A 21,577-nucleotide genomic window follows, 5' to 3' on the forward strand; every position below is an offset into this window, starting at 1 on the left:
GGTCCTGGTGTCAGGGCAAGAACAGGGGAACGAACTGATGGGTCACACGCACAGCCACGGTCCTGGCGCGGGCGGCGAGACCGACGGAACCGAGCGCAGGCTCTGGCCGATGGTTGCGGGGGCGCTCATCATCTCCGTCTTCTTCGTCGTGGAGCTGACGGTCGGCATCTCGGTCAACTCCTTGGCCCTGATCGCCGACGCCGGGCACATGCTCACCGATGTGGTGGCGATGCTCATGGGGCTCGGTGCGCTGCTGCTCAGCCGGCATGGCAGCTCGGACGGTGTCAAGACCTTCGGCTGGCATCGCGCGGAGGTGTTCACCGCTGTCGCCAACGCGGTGCTGCTGATCGGGGTGGCGATCTTCGTCCTCTATGAGGCGGTGGAACGAATCGGCACCGACCCACAGGTGCCCGGGCTGACTCTGGTGATCGTCGCGCTGATCGGTCTCGCCGCGAACATCGTCGTGATGCTGCTACTCCGCAGCGATTCCAAGGCCAGCATCGCTGTGCGCGGTGCGTACATGGAGGTGCTCGCCGACGCCGTCGGTTCGATCGGGGTCCTGATCGCCGGCATCGTCACCATGACGACCAACTGGCCGTACGCCGACCTGGTCGTGGCGGTGCTGATCGCACTGTGGGTGGCGCCCAGGGCCGTTCGGCTAGCTCTCGATGCCCTCCGCATCCTGGCTCAGCAGGCGCCCCAGCACGTCGACGTGGACAGGGTCCGCGCGGACCTGACCGCCCTCGACGGGGTCACCGAGGTCCATGACCTGCACATCTGGACCCTCACCACCGGCATGGACGTGGCCACGGTGCACGTCACAGCCACGTCGGACAACGCCGTCGTGCTCGGCGCCGCCCGCGAAGTCCTCGACTCCCATGGACTGACCCACGCCACCATTCAGGTCGACCCGATCGGGATGCAGGAGAGCTGCCACAAGAAGATGACCTGGTGACCCCGATGATGGGTTGTTCTGGCGCCGCCCACCTGGGCTGATGTTCGCCAAAACGCCCCATCATCGGTGGCGGTCAGGCGTCCTCGGACTCGATGCGACGTAGGACGGTGATCGCGCGGGGCCCGACCGTGATGGTCGCCGGAACCGGCAACGGGTCTGCTTCCTCGTCGGGGTTCATCGTGTCGATCACGACCTCCCACTCGTCGCCGTATTCCGCAGGTACCGCGAAGTCGATGGGCTCGTAGTGGGCGCTGAGCAGCAGTAGGAACGAACTGTCGGTGATCCGCTCGCCGAAGTCGTCGACCTCAGGGATGGCGCTGCCATTGAGGAACAAGCCGACGGCGCGACCGAAGTCGGCGGACCAGTCGTCCTCGGTCATCTCACTGCCGTCGGGACGGAGCCAGGCGATATCGGGCAGAGCATCGGCGGAACGCTGCATCGGCCGGCCTTCGAAGAACCGGCGGCGACGGAAGACCGGGTGCGCGGCGCGCAGCGCGGTGACCTTTTGCGTGAAGGCGAGCAGACCGGTGTCGACGTTCTCCCAGTCGATCCACGTCAGCTCGTTGTCCTGGCAGTAGCCGTTGTTGTTGCCCTGCTGCGTACGGCCGAGTTCGTCGCCGTGGCTGATCATCGGGACACCCTGCGACAGGAGCAGGGTCGTAATCATGTTGCGGCTCTGACGAGCTCGCAGCGCAAGGATCTCCGGATCGTCCGTCTCGCCCTCGACGCCACAGTTCCACGACCGGTTGTGGCTCTCGCCGTCGGCGCTGTCCTCGCCGTTCTCCTCGTTGTGTTTCTCGTTGTACGACACCAGGTCCCGCAAGGTGAAGCCGTCGTGTGCGGTCACGAAGTTGATCGATGCCGCAGGGCGGCGCCCGTCGTGCTCGTACATGTCGGCCGAACCCGTGATGCGGGAGGCGAATTCACCCAAGGTGTCGGGTTCGCCTCGCCAGAAGTCGCGGACGGTGTCGCGGTACTTACCGTTCCATTCCGTCCACTGCGGTGGGAAGTTGCCCACCTGGTAACCGCCGGGGCCGACGTCCCACGGCTCGGCGATGAGCTTGACCTGGCTGACGATCGGGTCCTGCTGGATGAGGTCGAAGAAGCTGGAGAGCCGGTCGACGTCATAGAACTCGCGGGCGAGGGCGGACGCGAGGTCGAAACGGAAGCCGTCGACGTGCATCTCGGTGACCCAGTATCGCAGCGAGTCCATGAGGAGTTGCAGCGAATGCGGGTGCCGCACGTTGAGTGTGTTGCCGGTGCCGGTGTAGTCCATGTAGTACTGCAGGTCGTCTTCGACGAGCCGGTAGTACGACGCGTTGTCGAGGCCACGGAACGACAGCGTCGGTCCGAGGTGGTTACCCTCCGCGGTGTGGTTGTAGACGACGTCGAGGATGATCTCGATACCTGCCTCGTGGACGGCCTTCACCATTGACTTGAAGTCCTGTACCTGCCCTGAGAGCGAGTCGGTACGAGAGTACTTGGAGTCGGGTGCAAAGAAGCCGATCGTGTTGTAGCCCCAGTAATTCGACAGGCCCTTGTCCTGCAGCACCGAATCGTCCGCGAAGTGATGGACCGGCATCAACTCGAGCGCGGTGACCCCCAGTTCGGTCAGATGGTCCAGGATCGCCGGGTGTGCGATGGCGGCGTACGTCCCGCGCAGTTCCTCCGGGATGTCGGGATGAGTCTCGGTGAGTCCCTTGACGTGTGCCTCGTAAACGACGGTGTCCGGGTAGGAATGCCGCGGCGGGCGGTCCACACCCCAGTCGAAGAACGGATTGATCACCACGGATTTGGGCATGTACGGCCCGGAATCCTCGTCGTTACGAGACGACGGATCGTCGAACTGGTAGCCGAAGACCGCCTCGGCCCACTCGAACTTCCCGTCGATGGCCTTCGCGTAGGGATCGAGCAGCAGCTTGTTCGGGTTGCACCGTTGTCCCTGCGCCGGATCGTGTGGACCGTGGATCCGGTAGCCGTAGCGTTGTCCGGGCTCGACACCGGGCAAGAAGCCGTGCCAGACGAAACCGTCGCGCTCGTGTAGGTCGAGCTGGGTCTCGGCCCCGGAGTCGTCGATCAGGCACAGCTGTACCCGTTCGGCGACCTCGCTGAAGACGGCGAAGTTGGTGCCCGCCCCGCTGTAGTTCGCTCCCAGCGGATAAGCGGTACCCGGTCGGATCTGCAAGTTGTGCCTCCTGGCATCGGACGGAGTTTCGAGCCTACTGGCGTCGGAGTGGACATGCTGAGATGGCAGCGCCGATGCTGACCGCCGTGGTCTACCCGCTACCGCCAGAAAACAAACAACTGCCAGCCCCAGGACGCCAGGCCTCGATCGGCGCCGCCGAGTTCGAACAGTGAGTAGACGAGGTCGAAGAAAGCGCGATTGAGCTGTGGAATCAGCAAGAGACCGACAATGATCAAGAATCCGTATTGACCGACCGGCGCTACTTTGCGGCGCGTCTGCGGCGAGAGATACGGCTCGATGATGCCGTAGCCGTCGAGTCCGGGAATCGGTAGCAGGTTCAACAGCGCCGCGGTGATCTGCAGCACGGCCAGCATCGACAGCGCCGACCAGAAGTTGAGCTCGGGGAAGACCGCGGACAAGTCCTGACTCCCGATGACACCGAGCAGGATCACCGCCGCCGCGATGTTCGTCAGCGGTCCCGCGGCGGAGACGATACTGCGCTGCGCCTTCGTGAAACCGGCATGGTTCACATACACGGCCCCACCGGGGAATCCGATACCGCCGAGCAGGATGAACAAGAGCGGCAAGGCAATCGAGAGGCCGGGATGCGCGTACTTCAGTGGATTGAGGGTCAGATACCCGCGCAGTTCTGCGCCGTGGTCGCCGAACTTGAAAGCGGTGACGGCATGGGCGAATTCATGCAGACACAGTGACACCACCCAGCCGCCGATCACCAGGAGCAGTGCCCCGATGATTGCGACGGCGGTTCGCTGCCCGCCGGAGTTCCACAGGATCACCCCACCGAGGACCGTCGCGGCGACCACACCCAGGAAAACCGGTCCGGGGCGAACGGCCCGGGCGACGGCCCGCGTGGTGCCCGCGGTCATCTCGGTGCCCGGCGGGAGTGAGGTCTCATGGCCGGACCAGCTTCCAATGGTGTTGATGGCGATAAAAGGTCGACCGTTTCGTCGGTCTCGGTGCGGTGATGCCGTCCCGTTCGACGATCAGGGCTGGGGCGCCGGTCTGCGCGGCCCGGCCGAGATGCCACTTCGAGCGGAACCGCTTGTCGAGCCGCGCTCGGACACCGGGCATCGTCGCGGTCGGTTCGATCACGACAGCCTTGGCCTTGCCTCGGACCAGTAGCTCGCTGTCGACGTAACTCTCCCCGTCGAACGGTCCGTCGACTCCACGCTGCCGGGCCTGCCCGAGCAGGACGATCGCCATGTCGTCGCGGATGAGGGGGAGCTCCTCGGCCGCCCCGTCCACCGCGAGCGCGGTCGCATCGGGACCGGTCGGTAACCCGTAGATCGTGCTCGCCGGTGTCGGGTGTGGCAGCACCAGTGCGATCTCGAGGTCGAGCCGCTCGGCGAGCATGACCCGGCCGACGACCGCCGCGCAGAAGGCGTCAGGGAGCTCGGGGCCGGCCACCACCACGAGTCGGGTGAGCGATTCGTCCGCCACTGCGCCGTTGATCGCGGCGATGATCGACGCCCGCTCGCGCACCGCGTCGGTGGAGCGCAGGCCCGCCGGGACCAACTCCGACGGCGCCCCGGCCTCAGCGATCACCTGTATTTGTCCTGGTCCCACTGCATCCTCGCTCACCTCGCACGCCCGACGCCTGCGATCCTACGGATCGCCTCCGGCTTGCCGTTCCACCACGTCAGACCTGCCACAGAGACCTCGATCACGTAAATGTCGGCCCGACCCAGTAGGGTTGACCCACGGTTCGGCGTGCGCATCTGCATGTCGTCCGGAAGGAGCGCGTACATGCCTGCGATCGTGCTGATCGGCGCCCAGTGGGGCGATGAAGGTAAAGGCAAGGCCACTGATCTCTTGGGTGGTCGCCTGCAATGGGTGGTGCGGTACCAGGGCGGAAACAACGCCGGGCACACCGTGGTCTTGCCCAACGGCGAAACATTCGCCCTGCACCTCATCCCGTCAGGGATTCTGACCCCCGGCGTCAAGAACGTCATCGGTAACGGCGTCGTCGTCGACCCCGGTGTGTTGCTGACCGAGCTGGGCGGACTCGAGGATCGTGACGTCGACACCAGTGGTCTTCTGATCTCCGCCGACGCCCACTTGCTCATGCCGTACCACGTGGCCATCGACAAGGTCACCGAACGGTTCCTCGGCAACAAGAAGATCGGCACCACCGGTCGCGGCATCGGGCCGTGCTACCAGGACAAGATCGCCCGTGTCGGGGTCCGGGTCGCAGATGTGCTCGACGAAAGCATCCTGACCCAAAAGGTCGAAGCCGCACTGGAATTCAAGAACCAGATCCTCACCAAGATCTACAACCGGCGGGCGCTGGAGCCGGCGAAGGTCGTCGAGGAGGTCCTCGGCCAGGCCGAAGGATTCAAGCACCGCATCGCCGACACCCGGCTGCTGCTCAACCAGGCGCTCGAAACCGGTGAGACGGTCCTGCTGGAAGGGTCGCAGGGCACGCTGCTCGACGTCGACCACGGCACGTATCCCTTTGTGACGTCGTCGAATCCGACGTCCGGTGGTGCCGCCGTCGGGTCCGGTATCGGACCCACCCGCATCACCACCGTCCTCGGAATCCTCAAGGCGTACACCACCCGCGTCGGCTCGGGCCCGTTCCCGACGGAGCTGTTCGACGAGTGGGGCGCCTACCTGGCCAAGACGGGCGGCGAGGTCGGGGTCACCACCGGTCGGGCCCGCCGATGCGGCTGGTTCGACGCCGTCATCGCCCGTTACGCGACGCGCGTCAACGGCATCACCGACTACTTCCTGACCAAACTCGACGTCCTCTCCAGCCTCGACACCGTCCCGATCTGTGTCGCCTACGAGGTCGACGGCGTGCGGGTCGATGAGATGCCGATGACACAGACCGGTTTTCACCACGCCAAACCGATCTACGAAGAGATGCCCGGCTGGTGGGAAGACATCTCTCAGTGCACGACATTCGATGAGCTGCCGCAGAACGCACAGAACTACGTGCTGCGACTCGAAGAACTCTCCGGGGCCCACATCTCGTGCATCGGCGTCGGGCCGGGCCGCGATCAGACGATCGTGCGCCGCGAGATTCTCTGACCCGAGCGGTTCAACTTCTCGACTCTCCCACCGACAGCACCGGCTTCGCCCACCCGTTTTTGCATCGTCCACCGGAAATTATCGGTGGGTAGCGCAAAAGCGGGTGGGCGAGCGCGCGTCTAGCGGGACAACTTTCGGAAATCGTCCCGCTCTCCGCCATGCCCTGTGGTAGACATCACTCCAGGGAAGCAGTCAGTGCTGACTGTAGGATGGGGGAGCGGCATGGAGCAGGTGACGCGGCGGACAGTGTTGAAGGCCGCCGGGGTAGGCGCTGCCGTTGCAGGATCCACGCTGGTGGTGCCGTCGCTGACGGGGCCGGCGGCGCGGGCCATACCGCCGACGGGGGCAGGTCGCGGACGAGGGGTCGCGATCTTCGGTGGCGGTATGTCGGGGTTGACGGTCGCACACGAGCTGATCGAGCGTGGATTCTCGGTCTTCGTGTACGAACCGTCGTACCTCGGTGGCAAAGCTCGCAGCATGGATGTGCCGAACACCGCTGCCGGGGGCAGGCTCGCACTTCCGGGCGAGCACGGATTCAGGTTCTTCCCCGGCTGCTACCAGCACGTGCCGGACACCATGGAGCGGATCCCGGTCGGCGGTGGCGGCAACGTCAAGGACACCCATCTGATCAACGTCGAAGGCGCGGTCATCGCCTTGGACGAGGCCGGGTATGCGCCGATCACGGTGCCGCAGTCGGTCAACGGATTCGTCGAACACGCCAGTGCGATGGTCAATCTCGAGAACCTCAGGAACTCGATCACGACGTCTCTCAAGATCGTGGGCGACATCCCGCCGCACGAGCTCGCGTACTTCGTCACCCGTGAGCTGATCATCGCGACGAGCTGCGAGGAGCGCAGGCTCGGGCAGTGGGAAAAGCAATCCTGGATGGAGTTCGTCAAAGCGAAAGGCAAGTCCAGCGCTTACCAGAAGTACTTGGTCAGTGCCCTCACAAGGGCGACGGTTGCGGCGAAGCCCGACCTGGGATCGGCGCGGACGATCGGGCAGATCGGCCTCGCGTTGGTCACTTCCGCGACCGGACTGATCAGTCAGTACGCGGGCACCATCGTCGGCGGCGGAGTCGACCGGGTCCTCAACGCCCCGACCGACCATGCCTGGATCAACCCGTGGGTCGACTACCTCCGCGGCCGCGGGGTGAAGTTCGTGATGGGCCAGGGGGCCACCGCATTCGACGTCGCGGGCGGTCAGATCACAGGAGTGCAGGTGTCGGACGGTGCCGGGTCGTCGTCGACGGTGACCTCGGACTGGTACGTCGCGGCGATGCCACTCGATCGGCTCAAGCCCCTGTTGCGACCCGCAGTGCTGTCGGCAGCGCCCTCGCTCGCGGGTATCGCCGAGCTGCAGGACGACTGGATGGTGGGCATCCAGTACTTCCTGTCCAGGCGCTCCGACGTCCCGCCCAGCCACATCGCCTCGCTCGGCACCCCGTGGGCACTGACCGGGCTGTTCCAGGCCGGTCCCTGGGACGTCGACTTCGGTCGAAAGTACGGCGACGGACGGGTTCATGATTGCCTGTCGGTGGATGTCTCCGACTGGGACACCCCGGGAATCCTGTACGGCAAGACCGCCAAACAGTGCAGTAAAGAAGAGATCGCCAAGGAGGTCTGGGCGCAGATGAGCCGCGCGCTGAACCGGGGGTCGACACCGATCCTGCGGGACAGTGAACTGGTCAGCTGGCATCTCGATCCCGGAATCACCTGGAATCCAACAATTTCCAATGCGACACCGTTGATGGTCAACACGGCCGGTTCCTATCAGCACCGACCCACTGCCGACACCGCCATCCCGAACTTCTTCATCGGTGGCGACCATGTGCGGACCAATATCGACCTTGCGACGATGGAGGGTGCCAACGAATCGGGCAGGCGTGTGGCGAATGCGATCCTCGATGCGTCGGGAAGCAATGCCGAGCGGGCAGCGGTTCACCCGTTGTGGGAGTTGCCGTTCCTCGATCCGTTCAAGCAGACCGACCGCGACCGGTACCGGGCCGGACTGCCGCACATCATGGACGTCTGACCCGGCGGTAGTGTTGTTTCATGACGGACGGATCCGTATCTCTGGGCGGCACACAACAACTCGGGGTGCAACAGCTCAAGAGCACGAAGAGCCGCAATCAGATTCTTGACGCCGCCATCGACGTTCTCGTCAGCAAGGGTTACGCGCAGGCCAGCACGCTGGCGATTCAAGAGGCCGCCGGCGTCTCGCGGGGGCGGCTGTTGCATCACTTCCCGTCGCGCGACGACCTGCTGATGGCGGCTGTGCATCACCTGGCGCGGGTGCGTATCGAGGAGTTGCCACAGCGGGTCGAGTGGCCGGACGATCCGATCGAGCGCATCTCGGTCGGTATCGACACCGGGTGGTCGACGTTTCATCAGCCGTACTTCGTCGCCTCGATCGAGCTGTGGACCGCGGCTCGCACCAACGAGCGGTTGCGAAGTGCGCTGTTGCCGGCCGAACGTGAGCTGGGACCGACGGTCCGCACGGCCGTCGACTCGTTCCTCGGCCCGGTGTTGACCGCCGCTCCCCGCACCGACGAGCTGTATCCGATCCTGCTGTCGAGCATGCGGGGTGCGGCGATGACGTATCTCCTCGACCGCCGTGATCCGCGGGACGACCCGCATCTGCCGTTGTGGAAGGCACTCACCGCCGAGTATCTCCTCGAGGACTGACAAACCCAGGTCGATCAGGCACAACCAGGAACTGCAGCACCTGGGTTTGCCTGGAGCGACTGGGTTTGTCGCGGTGTCCACAGATGCGCAATCGATCCACAGCTCGGCCGGAAATCGGTCTATCACAGACGATCACCGCACGGACGCGTTCGATGATCCGTCCATGGACTTCTTGCCTGCACCTGACAGTCTGATCCGTCGAACGGACGGCCACTCCGACGACGACGAACTGCGGCGCGGCGTACGCCGCGGGAAACTGGTTCGCGTCACACGAGGCGTGTATCGCCCCGTCGACCCGGATGGGAACACCCGAGACCCCGATCACGACGAGCAGTACGCCGAACTCGTGATTGCCGTGGCCGGTCGGTCGAAGCAACGGGTGGTGAGCCATGTGTCCGCCGCCGCGATCCACGGCCTGAACCTGCTGGCGCCGGACCAGCGGCTGCTCCACTTCTACGTTGCGGCCGGTGGATGCCGAACCCGGGAAGTCCATCTGCACGAGGGTGGCGCACTGCGGGAGTCCGACACCACCGTGGTCGACGGCGTCCTGCTGACCAAACTGGCGCTCACCGCCTGCGACGTCGCACGTCAAGGAACGTTCGCTCAAGCGGTTGCCGTCCTGGACCACGCCCTGCGTTTGGGTGTGGCCCGCAGCGAACTCGGATCCATCGCGCAGCGGTTCGGCAAGACCAAAGGGATCGGGACACTGCGCCGAGCGCTCGAGGTCGCCGACAAGAACTCCGAGTCCGTGGGCGAATCCCTCAGTCGGGCATTGATGATCGAGTGGTCCGAGATACCGGTGCCGTCGCTGCAGACCGAATACCGCGACGAGCACGGGCAACTGATCGCTCGCGTCGACTTCGACTGGGACGGCAAGGTCGTCGGTGAGTTCGACGGAAAGGTCAAATACGAGAAGAACCGCAGTTCCGGGGAGAGCGCTTCCGATGTCGTGTTCCGCGAAAAACAGCGCGAGGACCGCCTACGTGACGAAGGTCTGACCGTCGTCCGGTGGGTGTGGGACGACTTCAGGAAGCCGCAGATCCTGCGTGCGCGGATACGCAGAGCGCTCACGCAGGCCGGCGTCATCTGACCCACAAAACCAGGTCGTTCAGGCAAAACCAGGAACTGCAGCATCTGGTTTTGCCTAGAACGAGTGGGTTTGTGTGGAGTGAGCAAAACGCGCAAAAGGCTATTAATGCGCTCAAGCGTGACTGTGATCTGGGGCACCTCCAGACTCTTTTTTGTAGCGCGGATCACTCCGGTCCCGCAGTCCGCAAACGAGAGCGACGTCGTCATGTTGGTAGCACTGGGCCTTGCGATGGTAGCCACATTCATGTTCCTGATCATCACCAAACGCGCCACCCCGGTGGTGGCCCTGATCCTGGTGCCCGTCGCATTCGGCCTCTTCGCCGGCGCGGGCATGGGGATCAGCGACATGATCACCGACGGCATCAAGGATCTCGCGCCGACGGCCGCGATGCTGTTCTTCGCGATCATCTACTTCGGCATCATGATCGACGTCGGACTCTTCGACCCGATCGTGCGCGGCGTCGTCAAGGCCGTCCGCGCCGACCCCGCCAGACTCGTGGTGGGAACGGCACTGCTGGCCATGATCGTCTCGCTCGACGGTGACGGTTCCACGACGTTCATCATCGTCACGTCGGCGTTGTTGCCGCTGTACCTCAAACTCGGTGTCAGTCCGGTGGTCCTGACCGTCACAGCGGGCCTGGCCAACGGCACCCTGAACATCCTGCCCTGGGGCGGCCCGACCGCGCGCGCCGCTGCCGCACTGGGTATCTCGCCCTCCGACGTCTTCATCCCCATGATCCCGTCGCTGGTCGCCGGCCTCGTCATCGTGTTGCTGTTCTCGTACCACCTCGGCATCATGGAGCGTCGCCGGATCGGCAAGATCGTCATCCGGGAATCGGTCCTGTCCCGGGAGAACGAGGCCGTGCTGGTGGGCACCGGTGGTGGCACGGGTGGCTCGGGTCGCAGCGGTGGCACGACGGGCGGCGACGACGCAGCAGGGACGAGCGACGATGCGTCCGACGGCGGATTCACCGCCAACGCCCTCGACCCGAACCGCACCACTCTGCGGCCGAAACTGTTCTGGGTCAACGCCGCACTGACGATCGCCCTGCTCGCGGTTCTCGGCATGGACGTCATCGCGATCCCGGTGCTGTTCATGGTCGCGGCAGGCATCGCGCTGGTCATCAACTTCCCGCACGTCAAAGACCAGCAGTCGGCCATCACACGACATTCGTCGAGCATCGTCTCGGTGGTCGCGATGGTGCTGGCAGCCGCCGTCCTCACCGGGGTGTTCGCCGGAAGCGGCATGGTCGAGGCCATCGCCGAATGGCTGACGTCGATCCTCCCCGATGCGATGGGACCACACCTGGCCGTGGTCGCCGGAGTGCTCTCCATCCCGTTCACGTTCCTGATGAGCAACGACGCCTTCTACTTCGGCATCCTGCCGGTGCTGTCCGAGACCGCCACCACCTACGGGATCGCTCCGGTGGAGATGGCACGTGCCTCGATCACGGGGCAGACGGTGCATATGCAGAGCCCGCTGGTGCCCGCGATCCTGCTGCTCGTCTCGCTGGCCGGGGTGTCCCTGGCCGATCATCACAAGAAGGTGCTGTGGCGGGCGGTGGTGGTCTCGCTGGCGATGCTGGTCGTCGGGGTCCTGGTCGGCTCCATCCCGTTCTGACACGCAGCACATGAAGGTGGGCACCCGCGTGATGGCGGGTGCCTACGCTGTTGTGATGCGGCTGCGTAACCAGGTCTTGCTCCTGCAGGTGGTGGTGATCGTGGTCAGCCTCGCGGCGGGCTTCGGGGTGGTGATCTCCACCAGCGACGACCGGCTCCGCGACGAGTACGGACAACGCGCTCTCGCGATCGCACGAACGGTCGCCACCGACGCCGACGTTCGCGAGGCAGTGGCGAGTTCGGGTGGGACCTCCCTCGACCCGGCTGAGCTGGGGACGCGTCCGCTGCAAGCGCAAGCGCTCGCCGTGGCCGAGCGCACCGACGCGCTGTTCGTGGTGATCGCCAATGATCGGGGCATCCGGCTCGCGCACCCCGATCCCGCGGAACTGGCCCTGCCGCTGAGCACCGATCCCACCCGAGCGCTCGCCGGACGGGAAGACCTCGCTACAGACCGCGGCACCCTCGGACAGTCGGTACGGGCCAAGGTGCCGATCTACGCGCCCGGCGGGACCGAGGTGGTCGGACTGGTCAGCGTCGGGATCTCCACCGAAGAAATCGCCGACGATCTGCGCGGAGACATTCGCACGCTGATCCTGATCGCGTTGTCCGCGTTGCTGATCGGAGTGGTGGGATCGGCTTTGCTGGCTCGCCGCTGGCGCCGGTTGACACTGGGTCTGGAACCCGATCAGCTGGCCGAACTGGTGCGCGAGCAGGAGGCAGTGCTGCATTCGATGGGCGAAGGTGTGATCGCAATAGACCCGAACGGGGTGGTACGCGTGATCAACGACAAAGCCCGGATCCTGCTGGGGGTCACTGCCCAGACGGGTAGCCCGATCGACGCCATCGGGCTCACGCCACGGGTGCTGGAGGTTGCACGGACACCGGTGGACGTCCCACGGTCGGCGACGGTCGCCGACCGCGTGGTGCTGGTGAGTTCGCGGCGCGTCTCACGCGACGGGAAGGATCTCGGCATGGTGCTCTCGGTTCTCGACCGCACGGACGTGGAAGACCTGACCCGCCAGGTCGATTCGATCCGGTCGATGACCGACGCCTTGCGGGCGCAACGGCACGAATCCGCGAATCGGATGCATGTCATCGCCGGACTTCTCCGGCAGGGCAACGCCGCCGCCGGCCTCGACTATCTGGACGAGGTGATGGGCACCGGTCCATACGGCACCGAACTGCCCGGCCTGGAAAACCTCACCGAACCCCACCTGCGAGCGTTTCTGGAGGCCAAAGCCGCCGCGGCCAGGGAACGCGGCGTCACCCTCACCCTCGGTGACCAGACCTTCCTCGACGGCACCCTCCGCGACCCCGTCGTCGTGACCACCGTTGTCGGCAACCTCATCGACAATGCGATAGAGGCGGCCTCCGGCCGGGCGATAGAGGCGGCTTCCGGCGGAAACCCAGCCCTCGTGGAAGTAGAACTGATCGCCGACGATTCCACCTTGCTGGTCACCGTCGCCGACTCCGGGCCCGGCATCGGCTTCCCAGATCCCGACTCGGTCTTCGTCGAGGGGGTGACCACCCACGTCGATCCGGCTGTTCCCGGTGGACGGGGGATGGGGTTGGCGCTGGCCCGGCAGCTGGCCCGCCGCACCGGTGGCGATCTCGTCGTCGGGGACCGGGGCGGGGAGGCCGCAGCTGCCGACAACACCCTCGGCGGCGCAGTCTTCGTGGCCCGGCTGCCCGGCATCGTCGCCACGGGGCACCCCGCATGAGCGCCGAGGACTTCGGGGTCCTGATCGTCGACGACGACTTCCGGGTCGCCGGCCTGCACGCGTCGATCGTGAACGCGGTGTCGGGATTCTCGGTCCTGGCGCAGGCAGGCACGCGCGAGGCGGCGGTCACCGCCCTGGCCGAGCATCCAGAGATCACCCTCGCCCTCATCGACGTCCACCTGCCCGACGGCCCCGGGCTCGACCTGCTGCCCCGCCTGCACTGCGACGCCTTCGTGATCAGCGCAGAGACCGACAGCGCGGCCGTACGCAAGGCCCTGCGCGGCGGTGCGCTGACCTACCTGATCAAGCCGTTCGAGAACACGGAGCTGGCGAGGAGGCTATCGGCCTATGCGCAGTACCGCCGCATCCTGGCCACTCCCACCACCGAACAGAGCGCCGTCGACGCCGCGCTCGGCGCGCTACGCACCGGACGTGCACTTCGCGAGGCATCCGATACCGGTTCTCAGACTGAGGAACTCATCCTGACAGCGTTCGAGGGATCCGACCACGTCATGTTCGCCGACGAGGTCTCGGCCGTCGTCGGAATTTCACCGCCGACCGCGCGCAGGCATCTGGCGAATCTGGTCTCGTCGGGAAAACTGACCATGAAGTTGCGTTACGGCGCAACCGGGCGGCCGAAGCAGGAGTACCGGCGTCCGTAGTCCACGGGTAGATTGCCCTGAGGTCAATCGGCGGTACGGGTGGGGGAGTGGATGAGGTTTCCGGGTCAAGAGTCGGACTTCGGTTCGGTGTTGCTCGGTTCGGCCACCGACACCGTGCGGCGCCAGCGGATCCGGATCCAACTACTGATCACGGTGTCGCTGCTGACCGCCAACGCGATCGGCGCGGGCATGGCGATCCTGCTGGTGGTGGTCGGGATCCCTGAACCCAGTGTCCTCGAAGCCCAGTTCTGGTGGGTCAACTTCATCGTCGTCCCGGTGTATGTCGGGATCGCGTTCGGATTCGGCTGGGTGGTCGGCACGACGCGGGTGCTGCGGCGGTTGCGGTGGGCGCTGCGCGACGAGAGACCCACCCCGAAGCAGGCACGTGCGGCGCTGCGCGCGCCCTGGGTGCTGACGCGACTGCAACTCGGGCTGTGGCTGGTTGCCGACGTGCTGTTCACACTCTGTTACGGCATCCAAGACCCGGAATTGATCCCCAAGGTCGTGCTGGTGATCGGGCTGTCGGGGTCGGTCGTCTGCGCCATCTCGTACCTGCTGACGGAGTTCTCCCTGCGACCAGTCGCCGCGCAGGCGCTCGAGACCGGCATCACCCGCCGCAGCCGGTTGCGCACCCGCGGCATGCTCAGCTGGGTACTCGGATCGGGGATCCCGATCGTCGGGATGATGCTGGTGGTGCTGTTCGCCGTCTTCCGCGACGACACCACCAAGACCGACGTGTTCATCGCGATCATGGTCCTGGGCGCGACGGCTCTGTTCACCGGTCTGTTCCTGAACTACCTGAGCATCGACGCCATCAAGGCCCCGGTCGGGTCCGTCCGGCAGGCCATGACCAGGGTCGAGGGCGGGGACACCGAGGTGAGGGTCGTTGTCTACGACGGCACCGAGATCGGTGATCTGCAACGCGGATTCAACCTCATGGTCGAAGGTCTCGGTGAACGCGAGCGGATGCGCGACCTGTTCGGGCGGCACGTCGGCCGCGAGGTGGCCGAGGCGGCGCTGGCCCAGAATCCCGAACTCGGAGGCGCGGAACGCGTGGTTGCGGTGGTGTTCATCGACGTCATCGGTTCCACCACACTCGCCGCAAGCCGGCCCCCGAACGAGGTCGTCGAACTGCTCAACCGATTCTTCGCAGTGGTGGTCACCGCCGTCGAGCGACACGACGGGCTGGTCAACAAGTTCGAGGGCGATGCGGTGCTCGCGGTGTTCGGGGCGCCACTGGAATTGGACGACACCGCCACCGAGGCGCTCGCCGCTGCCCGGGAGATCTCGGTGAACCTCGCCGCAGACGTCCCCGAACTGGCGGCGGGTATCGGGGTGTCGCACGGCCCCGTCGTCGCGGGCAATGTCGGCGCCATCCAGCGTTTCGAGTACACCGTCATCGGCGATGCGGTGAACGAGGCTGCCCGCCTGAGTGAACTGGCGAAGAAAGACCCGACCCGCCCGCTGGCTTCGGGGCGGGCGGTGTCGGCGGCCACGGAAGCCGAAGCGGCGCACTGGGAGTGGCAGGAGAAGACGGAATTACGCGGCCGCTCCGAGGTGACCGAGGTGCACGCGGCGCGGCATCCGCAGACCGCCTAGAGTTGCTTACGGCTGTCGCCGAGCCCCTCTGCGAGGTCGAGTTGCCGCAACGCACTGCGCAGCACCTCGTCGTCGATCCGTCCACGGTCCCGTTCATCGATGAACACCTCACGCTGAATCTGGATGAGCTCGTTGCGAATCCGGTTGTATGCCTCCGTCGGGCTCTCGCCGAGTTCGTCGGAATCGCGGCCGAGCCCTTCCCAGGCCAGATTTTTTCTGGTCCTGATCCAATGGCGCAGGATCTCGACCTGTTCGCTGCGGGCATCGCCTGCCGGGATCGTCGAGGCGATCTCGTCGAGCCGCGTGATCGCAGCGCGCCCGGCGCGGTCTTGAGCCCGGGCGAGCGAGACCAGATCGGCCTGATGGTCGTCGCCCTGGACGTCCAGCCACTTGATGATCAACGGCAGGGTGGTGCCCTGCAACAGCAATGAGCCGACCACGACCACGAACGTGAGGAACAGGATCGCGTCCCGGGCCGGGAACTGCGAACCGTCGTCGATGGTCAGCGGGATGGCAAAGGCCGCCGCCAGACTCACCACACCGCGCATCCCCGCCCACGACACCACGAAGACGGAGCCCGCCGTCGGTGCGACCTCACGGTTGCGGATCCGCGGGAACAGTCGGGCACCGTACGTCGCGGTGTACACCCAGACGATCCGGATCAGTACGGTGGCGAGGAAGACCGCCGCCGCGGCCCAGCAGATCCCACTGATCGACCGGCCGTCGAGGCCCTCGATGACCTGAGGCAGTTGCAGTCCGATGAGCAGGAACACGAACGATTCGAGGATCGCGTCGATCGATTTCCAGACCGCGTTGTCCTGCAATCGGGTCGCGTAGCCTTCGCGGACCGATCGCTGGCCGAGATAGAGACCCGCCACCACGACGGCGATCACCCCGGAGGCGTGGATCTCTTCGGCCACGAAGTAGATGACGAACGGGGTGAGGATCCCGAGCGCCGTCTCCATCGGTGGGTCGTCGAGGAAGTGCCGGGCGAAGGCGACGGCGATGCCGGCTGCCAAGCCGATGACCACGCCGCCGATCGCGGCCTCGAGAAAGGCCAGGATGCCGTCCCACACCGTGGTGGTGGCGCCGATGGCGGCGGCGAGCGCGAGTCGGTAGGCGGTCAAGGCGGTGGCGTCGTTCAGCAGGCTCTCACCGCCGAGCAGGGTCATCACGCGACGCGGCAGGCCGAGGCGGCGTCCGACGGCCTGCGCGGACACCGCGTCCGGCGGTGCCACGACGGCCCCCAGCACGAACGCGGCCGCCCACGGTAGATCAGGGACCGTGTAGTAGGCGACCACACCCACCCCTGCGGCCGTGGCGAGCGGCAGCCCGACCGCGAGCAGGCCGACCGCCCGGATGTTCTTCCGCAGCGCGACATAGGAGCTGTCCTGCGCGGCGGAGTAGAGCAGCGGCGGGAGGATGGCGAACAACACGAGTTCGGGTTCGAGGGTGAAGTCGGGCAACCCCGGAATCCACCCGACCCCGAGGCCCACCACGACCAGCACCAGAGGCCCGGACAATCCGTACCGACGACACAGTGCGGAAACGATCACCGCGACCACCGCGACGATGAGGAGCCCTTCGTTCACCTGCGAATTCCTCCCTCAGCTGACATCTGGCCGAACCAGGCAAAGATACGGGAGAATTGGTGCAATGCGACTGCCACGGCGATCGGTGATGCACCGAAATATCAAGGACACCGACGTCAGACCGGATGACGACCTGTGCGTCGAACTGCGGGACGCGGCAGCGGTCTCCGCCCAAGACGCCGCGACCGACGGTGTGGAGGTCTGCGAGGACTGTGCGGCCGAGGGTGTCGATCACTGGGCGCACCTGCGACGATGCCTCGCCTGCGGGCACGTCGCCTGCTGCGATTCGAGTCCGCGTAAGCACGCAACCGCCCACTTCAAGGCCACCGGACACCCCGTGATGCAGTCGGCTGAGCCCGGCGAGACGTGGCGTTGGTGTTACGTCCACGCGCGGATGGACTGATCGGCCCGTCGTTCGTCGACAACCCGATGTCGATACGCCGCGGGGGTCTACCCGTACGAAAGCCGCCTTGTTTGCAGCTAGCCTTACAAAGGTGACTACGAATACCTCGGGGAGCGGCGTTGTCGTCAACGCAGTGCCCGACCGTATCGGCACCCCACTGACACCGGGCGCCACCAAGGTGATGCTCCTCGGCGCCGGAGAGCTCGGCAAAGAAGTGGTGATCGCCTTCCAACGGTTGGGCGTCGAGGTTATTGCCGTCGACCGCTACCCCAATGCCCCCGGCCATCAGGTCGCACATCGCTCACATGTGGTCGACATGACCGACCCGGTGGCGCTGCGTGCCGTGATCGAGGCCGAGCAGCCCGACTATGTGGTCCCGGAGATCGAGGCGATCGCCACCGAGGTGCTCGTCGACATCCACGAAGAGGGTTTCACCGAGGTCATCCCGACTGCCCGCGCGACCGCGCTGACGATGAACCGTGAGGGCATCCGCCGACTCGCGGACGAACGGCTGGGTCTGCCGACGTCGCCGTACGCGTTCGCGGACTCCGCCGACGAGATCCGCGCGGCGACGGCCCGCGTCGGATACCCGTGCGTGATCAAGCCGGTGATGTCGTCGTCGGGCAAGGGCCAGAGCGTGGTCCGCGGTCCGGACGAGATCGACGCAGCCTGGGACTACGCGGTCGCAGGCGGGCGTGTCAAAGGCGGCCGGGTCATCGTCGAGGGATTCGTCGACTTCGACTACGAGATCACCCTGCTCACCGTGCGGGCGATCGACCACGGGACCGGGCGGCTGGCGACCTATTTCTGCGCACCCATCGGCCATCGCCAGCAGCACGGTGATTACGTCGAATCGTGGCAGCCCCAGCCGATGAGTGAGGTCGCGCTCGGTGGTGCGACGTCGGTGGCCGCGCGCATCGCCGCGGCTCTCGGCGATGGACGCCTCGGTGGCCGCGGCATCTTCGGCGTCGAGATGTTCGTCAAGGACGACGATGTCTATTTCTCGGAGGTCAGCCCGAGGCCGCACGATACGGGTCTGGTCACGCTCGGCACCCAACGACTGTCGGAGTTCGAGATGCATGCCAGGGCGATCCTCGGCCTCCCCGTCGACGTCACGCTCGCCTCACCCGGAGCGTCTGCCGTGATCTACGGCGGTCTCGACGAGCCGGCGATCGCCTTCGGGAATGTGGCTGCGGCGCTGGCCATCCCGGAGACCGACATCCGGTTGTTCGGCAAGCCCGAGAGTTTCGCGCGCCGCCGCATGGGCGTGGTCATCGCGACGGCCGACGACGTGGGCACAGCCCGGCAACGGGCAGGCGACGCCGCTCGCCTGGTTCGCCCGATCAGCACATCGCCGCAGGCCGACACCGCTGCCGTGGCGGCGGCGAGCAGAGAACCGGATCTGCAACCGGCCGGCGCGCAGGAGGATCTGGCGCAGACCCGCATGACCCGCAGGCCGCCCCGCACTGCCGGCACACCACCACACAAGGCTGGGCCACCCCAACAGGCCGGGCCGGCACCCAATGCCGGGCGACCACCGCAGCCGGCGCCGCGTCCGGATGTGCGGCTTCAGAAGCCGATCCGCTCCGGCGAAGATCCCCGGTAGGCGCGAATGTCGTTTGCCGGCGAGACCGTGGTCGCCGTGGTGATCTTCATCGGTCTCTGCGGCGTGGTGTTGCCCGTATTGCCGGGTTTGATCCTCATCCTGGCCGCAATCGGGGTGTGGGCGTTCGTGGTCGGCGGATGGGCGTGGCTGATCTTCGCCGTCGCCGCAGGTTTCCTGGGCGCAGCCGCATTGGTCAAATATCTCGTCGCGAACAAGTCGATGAAGAACTCGGGGGTCCCCGGACGTACTGTCATCGCCGGCGGCCTGCTCGGGATCGTCGGCTTCTTCGTGATCCCGGTGATCGGCTTGATCATCGGTTTCGTGCTGGGTGCGTTCGGAGCCGAGTGGTACCGGAACAAGAGCATCGAAGCCGGTTGGCGCGGAGCGGTTGCCGCCACCAAGGCCGCGGGCATCGCGATGATCATCGAGTTGGCGGGCGCCCTGTTCGCAGCGTCGATCTGGCTGGGAGCGGCGTTCGTCTACTAGCTGCCCGCTTACGTCTTGCGCCCGATCGGGACGATCATCGGGCCACCGGATATCGGATCGGTCATCACCTGGGACCGCAGACCGAATGCCTCCTGCAGCAACTCGGTCGTGATGACGTCAGCGGGCGCACCTTCGCGAATGATGGTGCCCTCGCGCATCACGACCAGCCAATCGCTGTAGCGGATGGCGAGGTTGAGGTCGTGCAGCACCATGATGATCGTCTTGCCGTGCTTGCTGCACAGGTCGTCGACGAGGTCGAGTACGTCGATCGAGTGGGACAGATCGAGGTAGGTGGTGGGCTCGTCGAGCATCACCACATCGGTCTGCTGCGCCAGGGTCAGGGCGATCCAGACCCGCTGGCGCTGTCCCCCGGACAATGCGTCGATGGTCCGCTCGGCCAGTTCCGTGCAGTTGGTCTGCTCGAGGGCGGTTGCGACGGCGACCTCGTCTTCGTGCGACCACTGCCGGTACCACGCCTGGTGCGGGTGACGGCCGCGGGAGACCAGATCGACGACGGTCAAACCCTCGGGGGCGACGGGGTTCTGGGGTAGCAGTCCCAGGATCCGCGCGACATCCTTGGTGCGCAGCGTCGCGATGTCGCTGCCGTCGAGAAGCACCTGACCGCCGGTCGGTTTGAGCAACCGAACCAGCGAGCGCAGCAGCGTCGACTTCCCGCAACCGTTCGGACCGACGATCGTGGTGATCTTGCCGTCGGGGATGGTCACATCGAGACCGTCGATGACGGTGCGTTCGCCGTAACCGACCTGCAGATCCGTCGCGGCGACCCGTGACGTCGCCTTGTCCGAGAACGCGGCACTCATACCGAAGCCTTCCGGTTGATCTGGATCATGAGGTAGATCAGGGCGGGCCCGCCGATACCCGCCGTCACCACGCCGACGGGGATGCCGGCCGGCAATACGGTGCGGCACAGTAGGTCTCCGCCGATGACCAGGCAGGCACCCATCAGGCCGGAGGTGATGGGACCAGGGATCTCGGCGCGCGCGAGCCGCATGGCGATCTGCGGGGCGAGCAGCGCGACGAAGGCGATGGGGCCTGCCGAGGACACGGCCACCGCGGCGACGACGACGGCTGCGATGAGGATCGTCGCCGATACCGCGTTGGCCCGCACTCCCAGCCCACGGCAGACGTCTTCTCCGAGGCTGAGGATCGCGAGGTTGCGGGACTGGATCGTGACGAAGATGATCACCGGGATCAGCACGATCAGCGGCGGCCACACGGCCTTCCAGCCCGCACTCGACACCGATCCGACGATCCAGAGCTGCGCCCGCTGCACCTCGTCGACATTCGCGCGGGTCAGCAGGTAAGCGATCAGCGCCTGGAGTCCCCAGGTCAGGGCCACGCCGACGAGCACGAGGCGTATGGGGTCGATGCCTTTGCGCCAGGTCAGCAGGTACATCGCGAGTGCGGTCAGCAGGCCGCCGAGGAGCGCCGCGACCGCGAGTCCGAGATCGGCGAGCCACGATGCCCACGTCGATCCGAACGCGATCACGGCGACGGCGGCGGCGCTGGCGCCGGAGGTGATCCCCAGCATGTCGGGGGTCGCGAGTGGGTTGCGGGCGATCACCTGGGTCAGCGCTCCGGACATCCCGAGACCGAAACCGACGAGCAGGCTGACCAGGCCGATGGGGAGCTGGGTGTCGAAGACGACCACGTTCTCGGCGCGGGTTCCGCCGCCGAGCAGGATCCGGCCTACGTCGATGGGGCTCATCGGGAAGTCGCTGGTGCCGATACTCACCGCGAACAGGAGCAGGGCTGCCGCGGCCAGCACCAGACCCACCCCGGTGGCCCAGGGCCGGATCACGAAGGTGCCGACACCGATTCGAACGACCGTGCGGCGCAGGTGGTGTGCGGGAAGCGGAGCCTGAACGGTCTCCGGGGGCTCGGCGAACGTAGTCAT

19 protein-coding genes are annotated in these 21,577 nt (G+C 66.1%); 12 read left to right on the plus strand and 7 right to left on the minus strand.

The annotated features are described in order from the left end of the window. Window positions 1-37: 37 nt before the first annotated feature. A complete protein-coding gene (locus tag J3S28_RS03070) occupies window positions 38-955 on the plus strand; it encodes a cation diffusion facilitator family transporter (protein ID WP_207837416.1) in 918 nt (305 codons plus the stop codon). 73 nt (window positions 956-1,028) lie between these two features. On the opposite strand, the gene glgX is transcribed toward J3S28_RS03070, so the two are convergent. From glgX to J3S28_RS03090, 4 genes are all read right to left on the minus strand, one after another. Beyond that, complete coding sequence (gene glgX, locus J3S28_RS03075) at window positions 1,029-3,140, minus strand: glycogen debranching protein GlgX (RefSeq protein WP_207837418.1); 2,112 nt, start codon at window positions 3,138-3,140, stop codon at window positions 1,029-1,031. 98 nt (window positions 3,141-3,238) lie between these two features. Next, a complete protein-coding gene (locus J3S28_RS03080) occupies window positions 3,239-4,027 on the minus strand; it encodes a site-2 protease family protein (protein ID WP_207837420.1) in 789 nt (262 codons plus the stop codon). Window positions 4,028-4,052: 25 nt separating this feature from the next. Next, on the minus strand, window positions 4,053-4,742 hold the full coding sequence (locus J3S28_RS03085) for a hypothetical protein (RefSeq protein ID WP_307796791.1): 690 nt from the start codon (window positions 4,740-4,742) through the stop codon (window positions 4,053-4,055). Beyond that, window positions 4,739-4,909, minus strand: a complete 171-nt coding sequence (locus J3S28_RS03090; RefSeq protein WP_207837422.1) for a hypothetical protein — start codon at window positions 4,907-4,909, stop codon at window positions 4,739-4,741. Before J3S28_RS03090 ends, J3S28_RS03085 begins: the two co-directional genes overlap by 4 nt. Here J3S28_RS03090 and J3S28_RS03095 point away from each other — a divergent pair. From J3S28_RS03095 to J3S28_RS03130, 8 genes are all read left to right on the plus strand, one after another. Further along, complete coding sequence (locus J3S28_RS03095) at window positions 4,908-6,194, plus strand: adenylosuccinate synthase (protein WP_207837424.1); 1,287 nt, start codon at window positions 4,908-4,910, stop codon at window positions 6,192-6,194. The genes J3S28_RS03090 and J3S28_RS03095 overlap by 2 nt on opposite strands. 222 nt (window positions 6,195-6,416) lie before the next feature. After that, window positions 6,417-8,228, plus strand: a complete 1,812-nt coding sequence (locus J3S28_RS03100) for a hydroxysqualene dehydroxylase (RefSeq protein ID WP_207837426.1) — start codon at window positions 6,417-6,419, stop codon at window positions 8,226-8,228. 20 nt (window positions 8,229-8,248) lie between these two features. Beyond that, window positions 8,249-8,881 (plus strand): TetR/AcrR family transcriptional regulator, encoded by a 633-nt coding sequence (locus tag J3S28_RS03105; protein ID WP_207837428.1) that lies wholly within the window; start codon window positions 8,249-8,251, stop codon window positions 8,879-8,881. A gap of 163 nt (window positions 8,882-9,044) precedes the next feature. Next, window positions 9,045-9,971 carry a type IV toxin-antitoxin system AbiEi family antitoxin domain-containing protein gene (locus tag J3S28_RS03110; protein ID WP_207837430.1) on the plus strand — a complete coding sequence of 309 codons (927 nt, stop codon included), beginning with the start codon at window positions 9,045-9,047 and terminating at the stop codon, window positions 9,969-9,971. 204 nt (window positions 9,972-10,175) lie between these two features. After that, window positions 10,176-11,591: a CitMHS family transporter gene (locus tag J3S28_RS03115; protein WP_207837435.1), complete on the plus strand. Its 1,416-nt coding sequence runs from the start codon at window positions 10,176-10,178 to the stop codon at window positions 11,589-11,591. Window positions 11,592-11,646: 55 nt separating this feature from the next. Continuing rightward, window positions 11,647-13,311: an ATP-binding protein gene (locus tag J3S28_RS03120; RefSeq protein ID WP_207837437.1), complete on the plus strand. Its 1,665-nt coding sequence runs from the start codon at window positions 11,647-11,649 to the stop codon at window positions 13,309-13,311. Next, window positions 13,308-13,973 (plus strand): response regulator, encoded by a 666-nt coding sequence (locus J3S28_RS03125; RefSeq protein ID WP_207837439.1) that lies wholly within the window; start codon window positions 13,308-13,310, stop codon window positions 13,971-13,973. Before J3S28_RS03120 ends, J3S28_RS03125 begins: the two co-directional genes overlap by 4 nt. 51 nt (window positions 13,974-14,024) lie before the next feature. Continuing rightward, a complete protein-coding gene (locus tag J3S28_RS03130) occupies window positions 14,025-15,572 on the plus strand; it encodes an adenylate/guanylate cyclase domain-containing protein (RefSeq protein WP_207837441.1) in 1,548 nt (515 codons plus the stop codon). Here J3S28_RS03130 and J3S28_RS03135 read toward each other — a convergent pair. Continuing rightward, window positions 15,569-17,164, minus strand: a complete 1,596-nt coding sequence (locus J3S28_RS03135) for a Na+/H+ antiporter (protein WP_207837442.1) — start codon at window positions 17,162-17,164, stop codon at window positions 15,569-15,571. The two genes, J3S28_RS03130 and J3S28_RS03135, sit on opposite strands and share 4 nt — an antisense overlap. An 88-nt stretch (window positions 17,165-17,252) precedes the next feature. On the opposite strand from J3S28_RS03135, the gene J3S28_RS03140 reads away from it, so the two are divergent. From J3S28_RS03140 to J3S28_RS03150, 3 genes are all read left to right on the plus strand, one after another. After that, on the plus strand, window positions 17,253-17,567 hold the full coding sequence (locus J3S28_RS03140) for a UBP-type zinc finger domain-containing protein (protein WP_372435933.1): 315 nt from the start codon (window positions 17,253-17,255) through the stop codon (window positions 17,565-17,567). A gap of 181 nt (window positions 17,568-17,748) precedes the next feature. Next, window positions 17,749-19,173, plus strand: coding sequence for a formate-dependent phosphoribosylglycinamide formyltransferase (gene purT, locus J3S28_RS03145; RefSeq protein WP_237341067.1), 1,425 nt, complete (start codon window positions 17,749-17,751; stop codon window positions 19,171-19,173). A gap of 6 nt (window positions 19,174-19,179) precedes the next feature. Then, on the plus strand, window positions 19,180-19,659 hold the full coding sequence (locus tag J3S28_RS03150) for a DUF456 domain-containing protein (RefSeq protein WP_207837448.1): 480 nt from the start codon (window positions 19,180-19,182) through the stop codon (window positions 19,657-19,659). Window positions 19,660-19,667: 8 nt separating this feature from the next. On the opposite strand, the gene J3S28_RS03155 is transcribed toward J3S28_RS03150, so the two are convergent. Then, window positions 19,668-20,480 (minus strand): ABC transporter ATP-binding protein, encoded by an 813-nt coding sequence (locus tag J3S28_RS03155; protein WP_207837450.1) that lies wholly within the window; start codon window positions 20,478-20,480, stop codon window positions 19,668-19,670. Beyond that, window positions 20,477-21,577, minus strand: a complete 1,101-nt coding sequence (locus J3S28_RS03160; protein ID WP_207837453.1) for a FecCD family ABC transporter permease — start codon at window positions 21,575-21,577, stop codon at window positions 20,477-20,479. Before J3S28_RS03160 ends, J3S28_RS03155 begins: the two co-directional genes overlap by 4 nt.

Origin of the sequence: Williamsia soli (assembly GCF_017377795.1) — a bacterium.
GTDB lineage: Bacteria > Actinomycetota > Actinomycetes > Mycobacteriales > Mycobacteriaceae > Williamsia > Williamsia soli.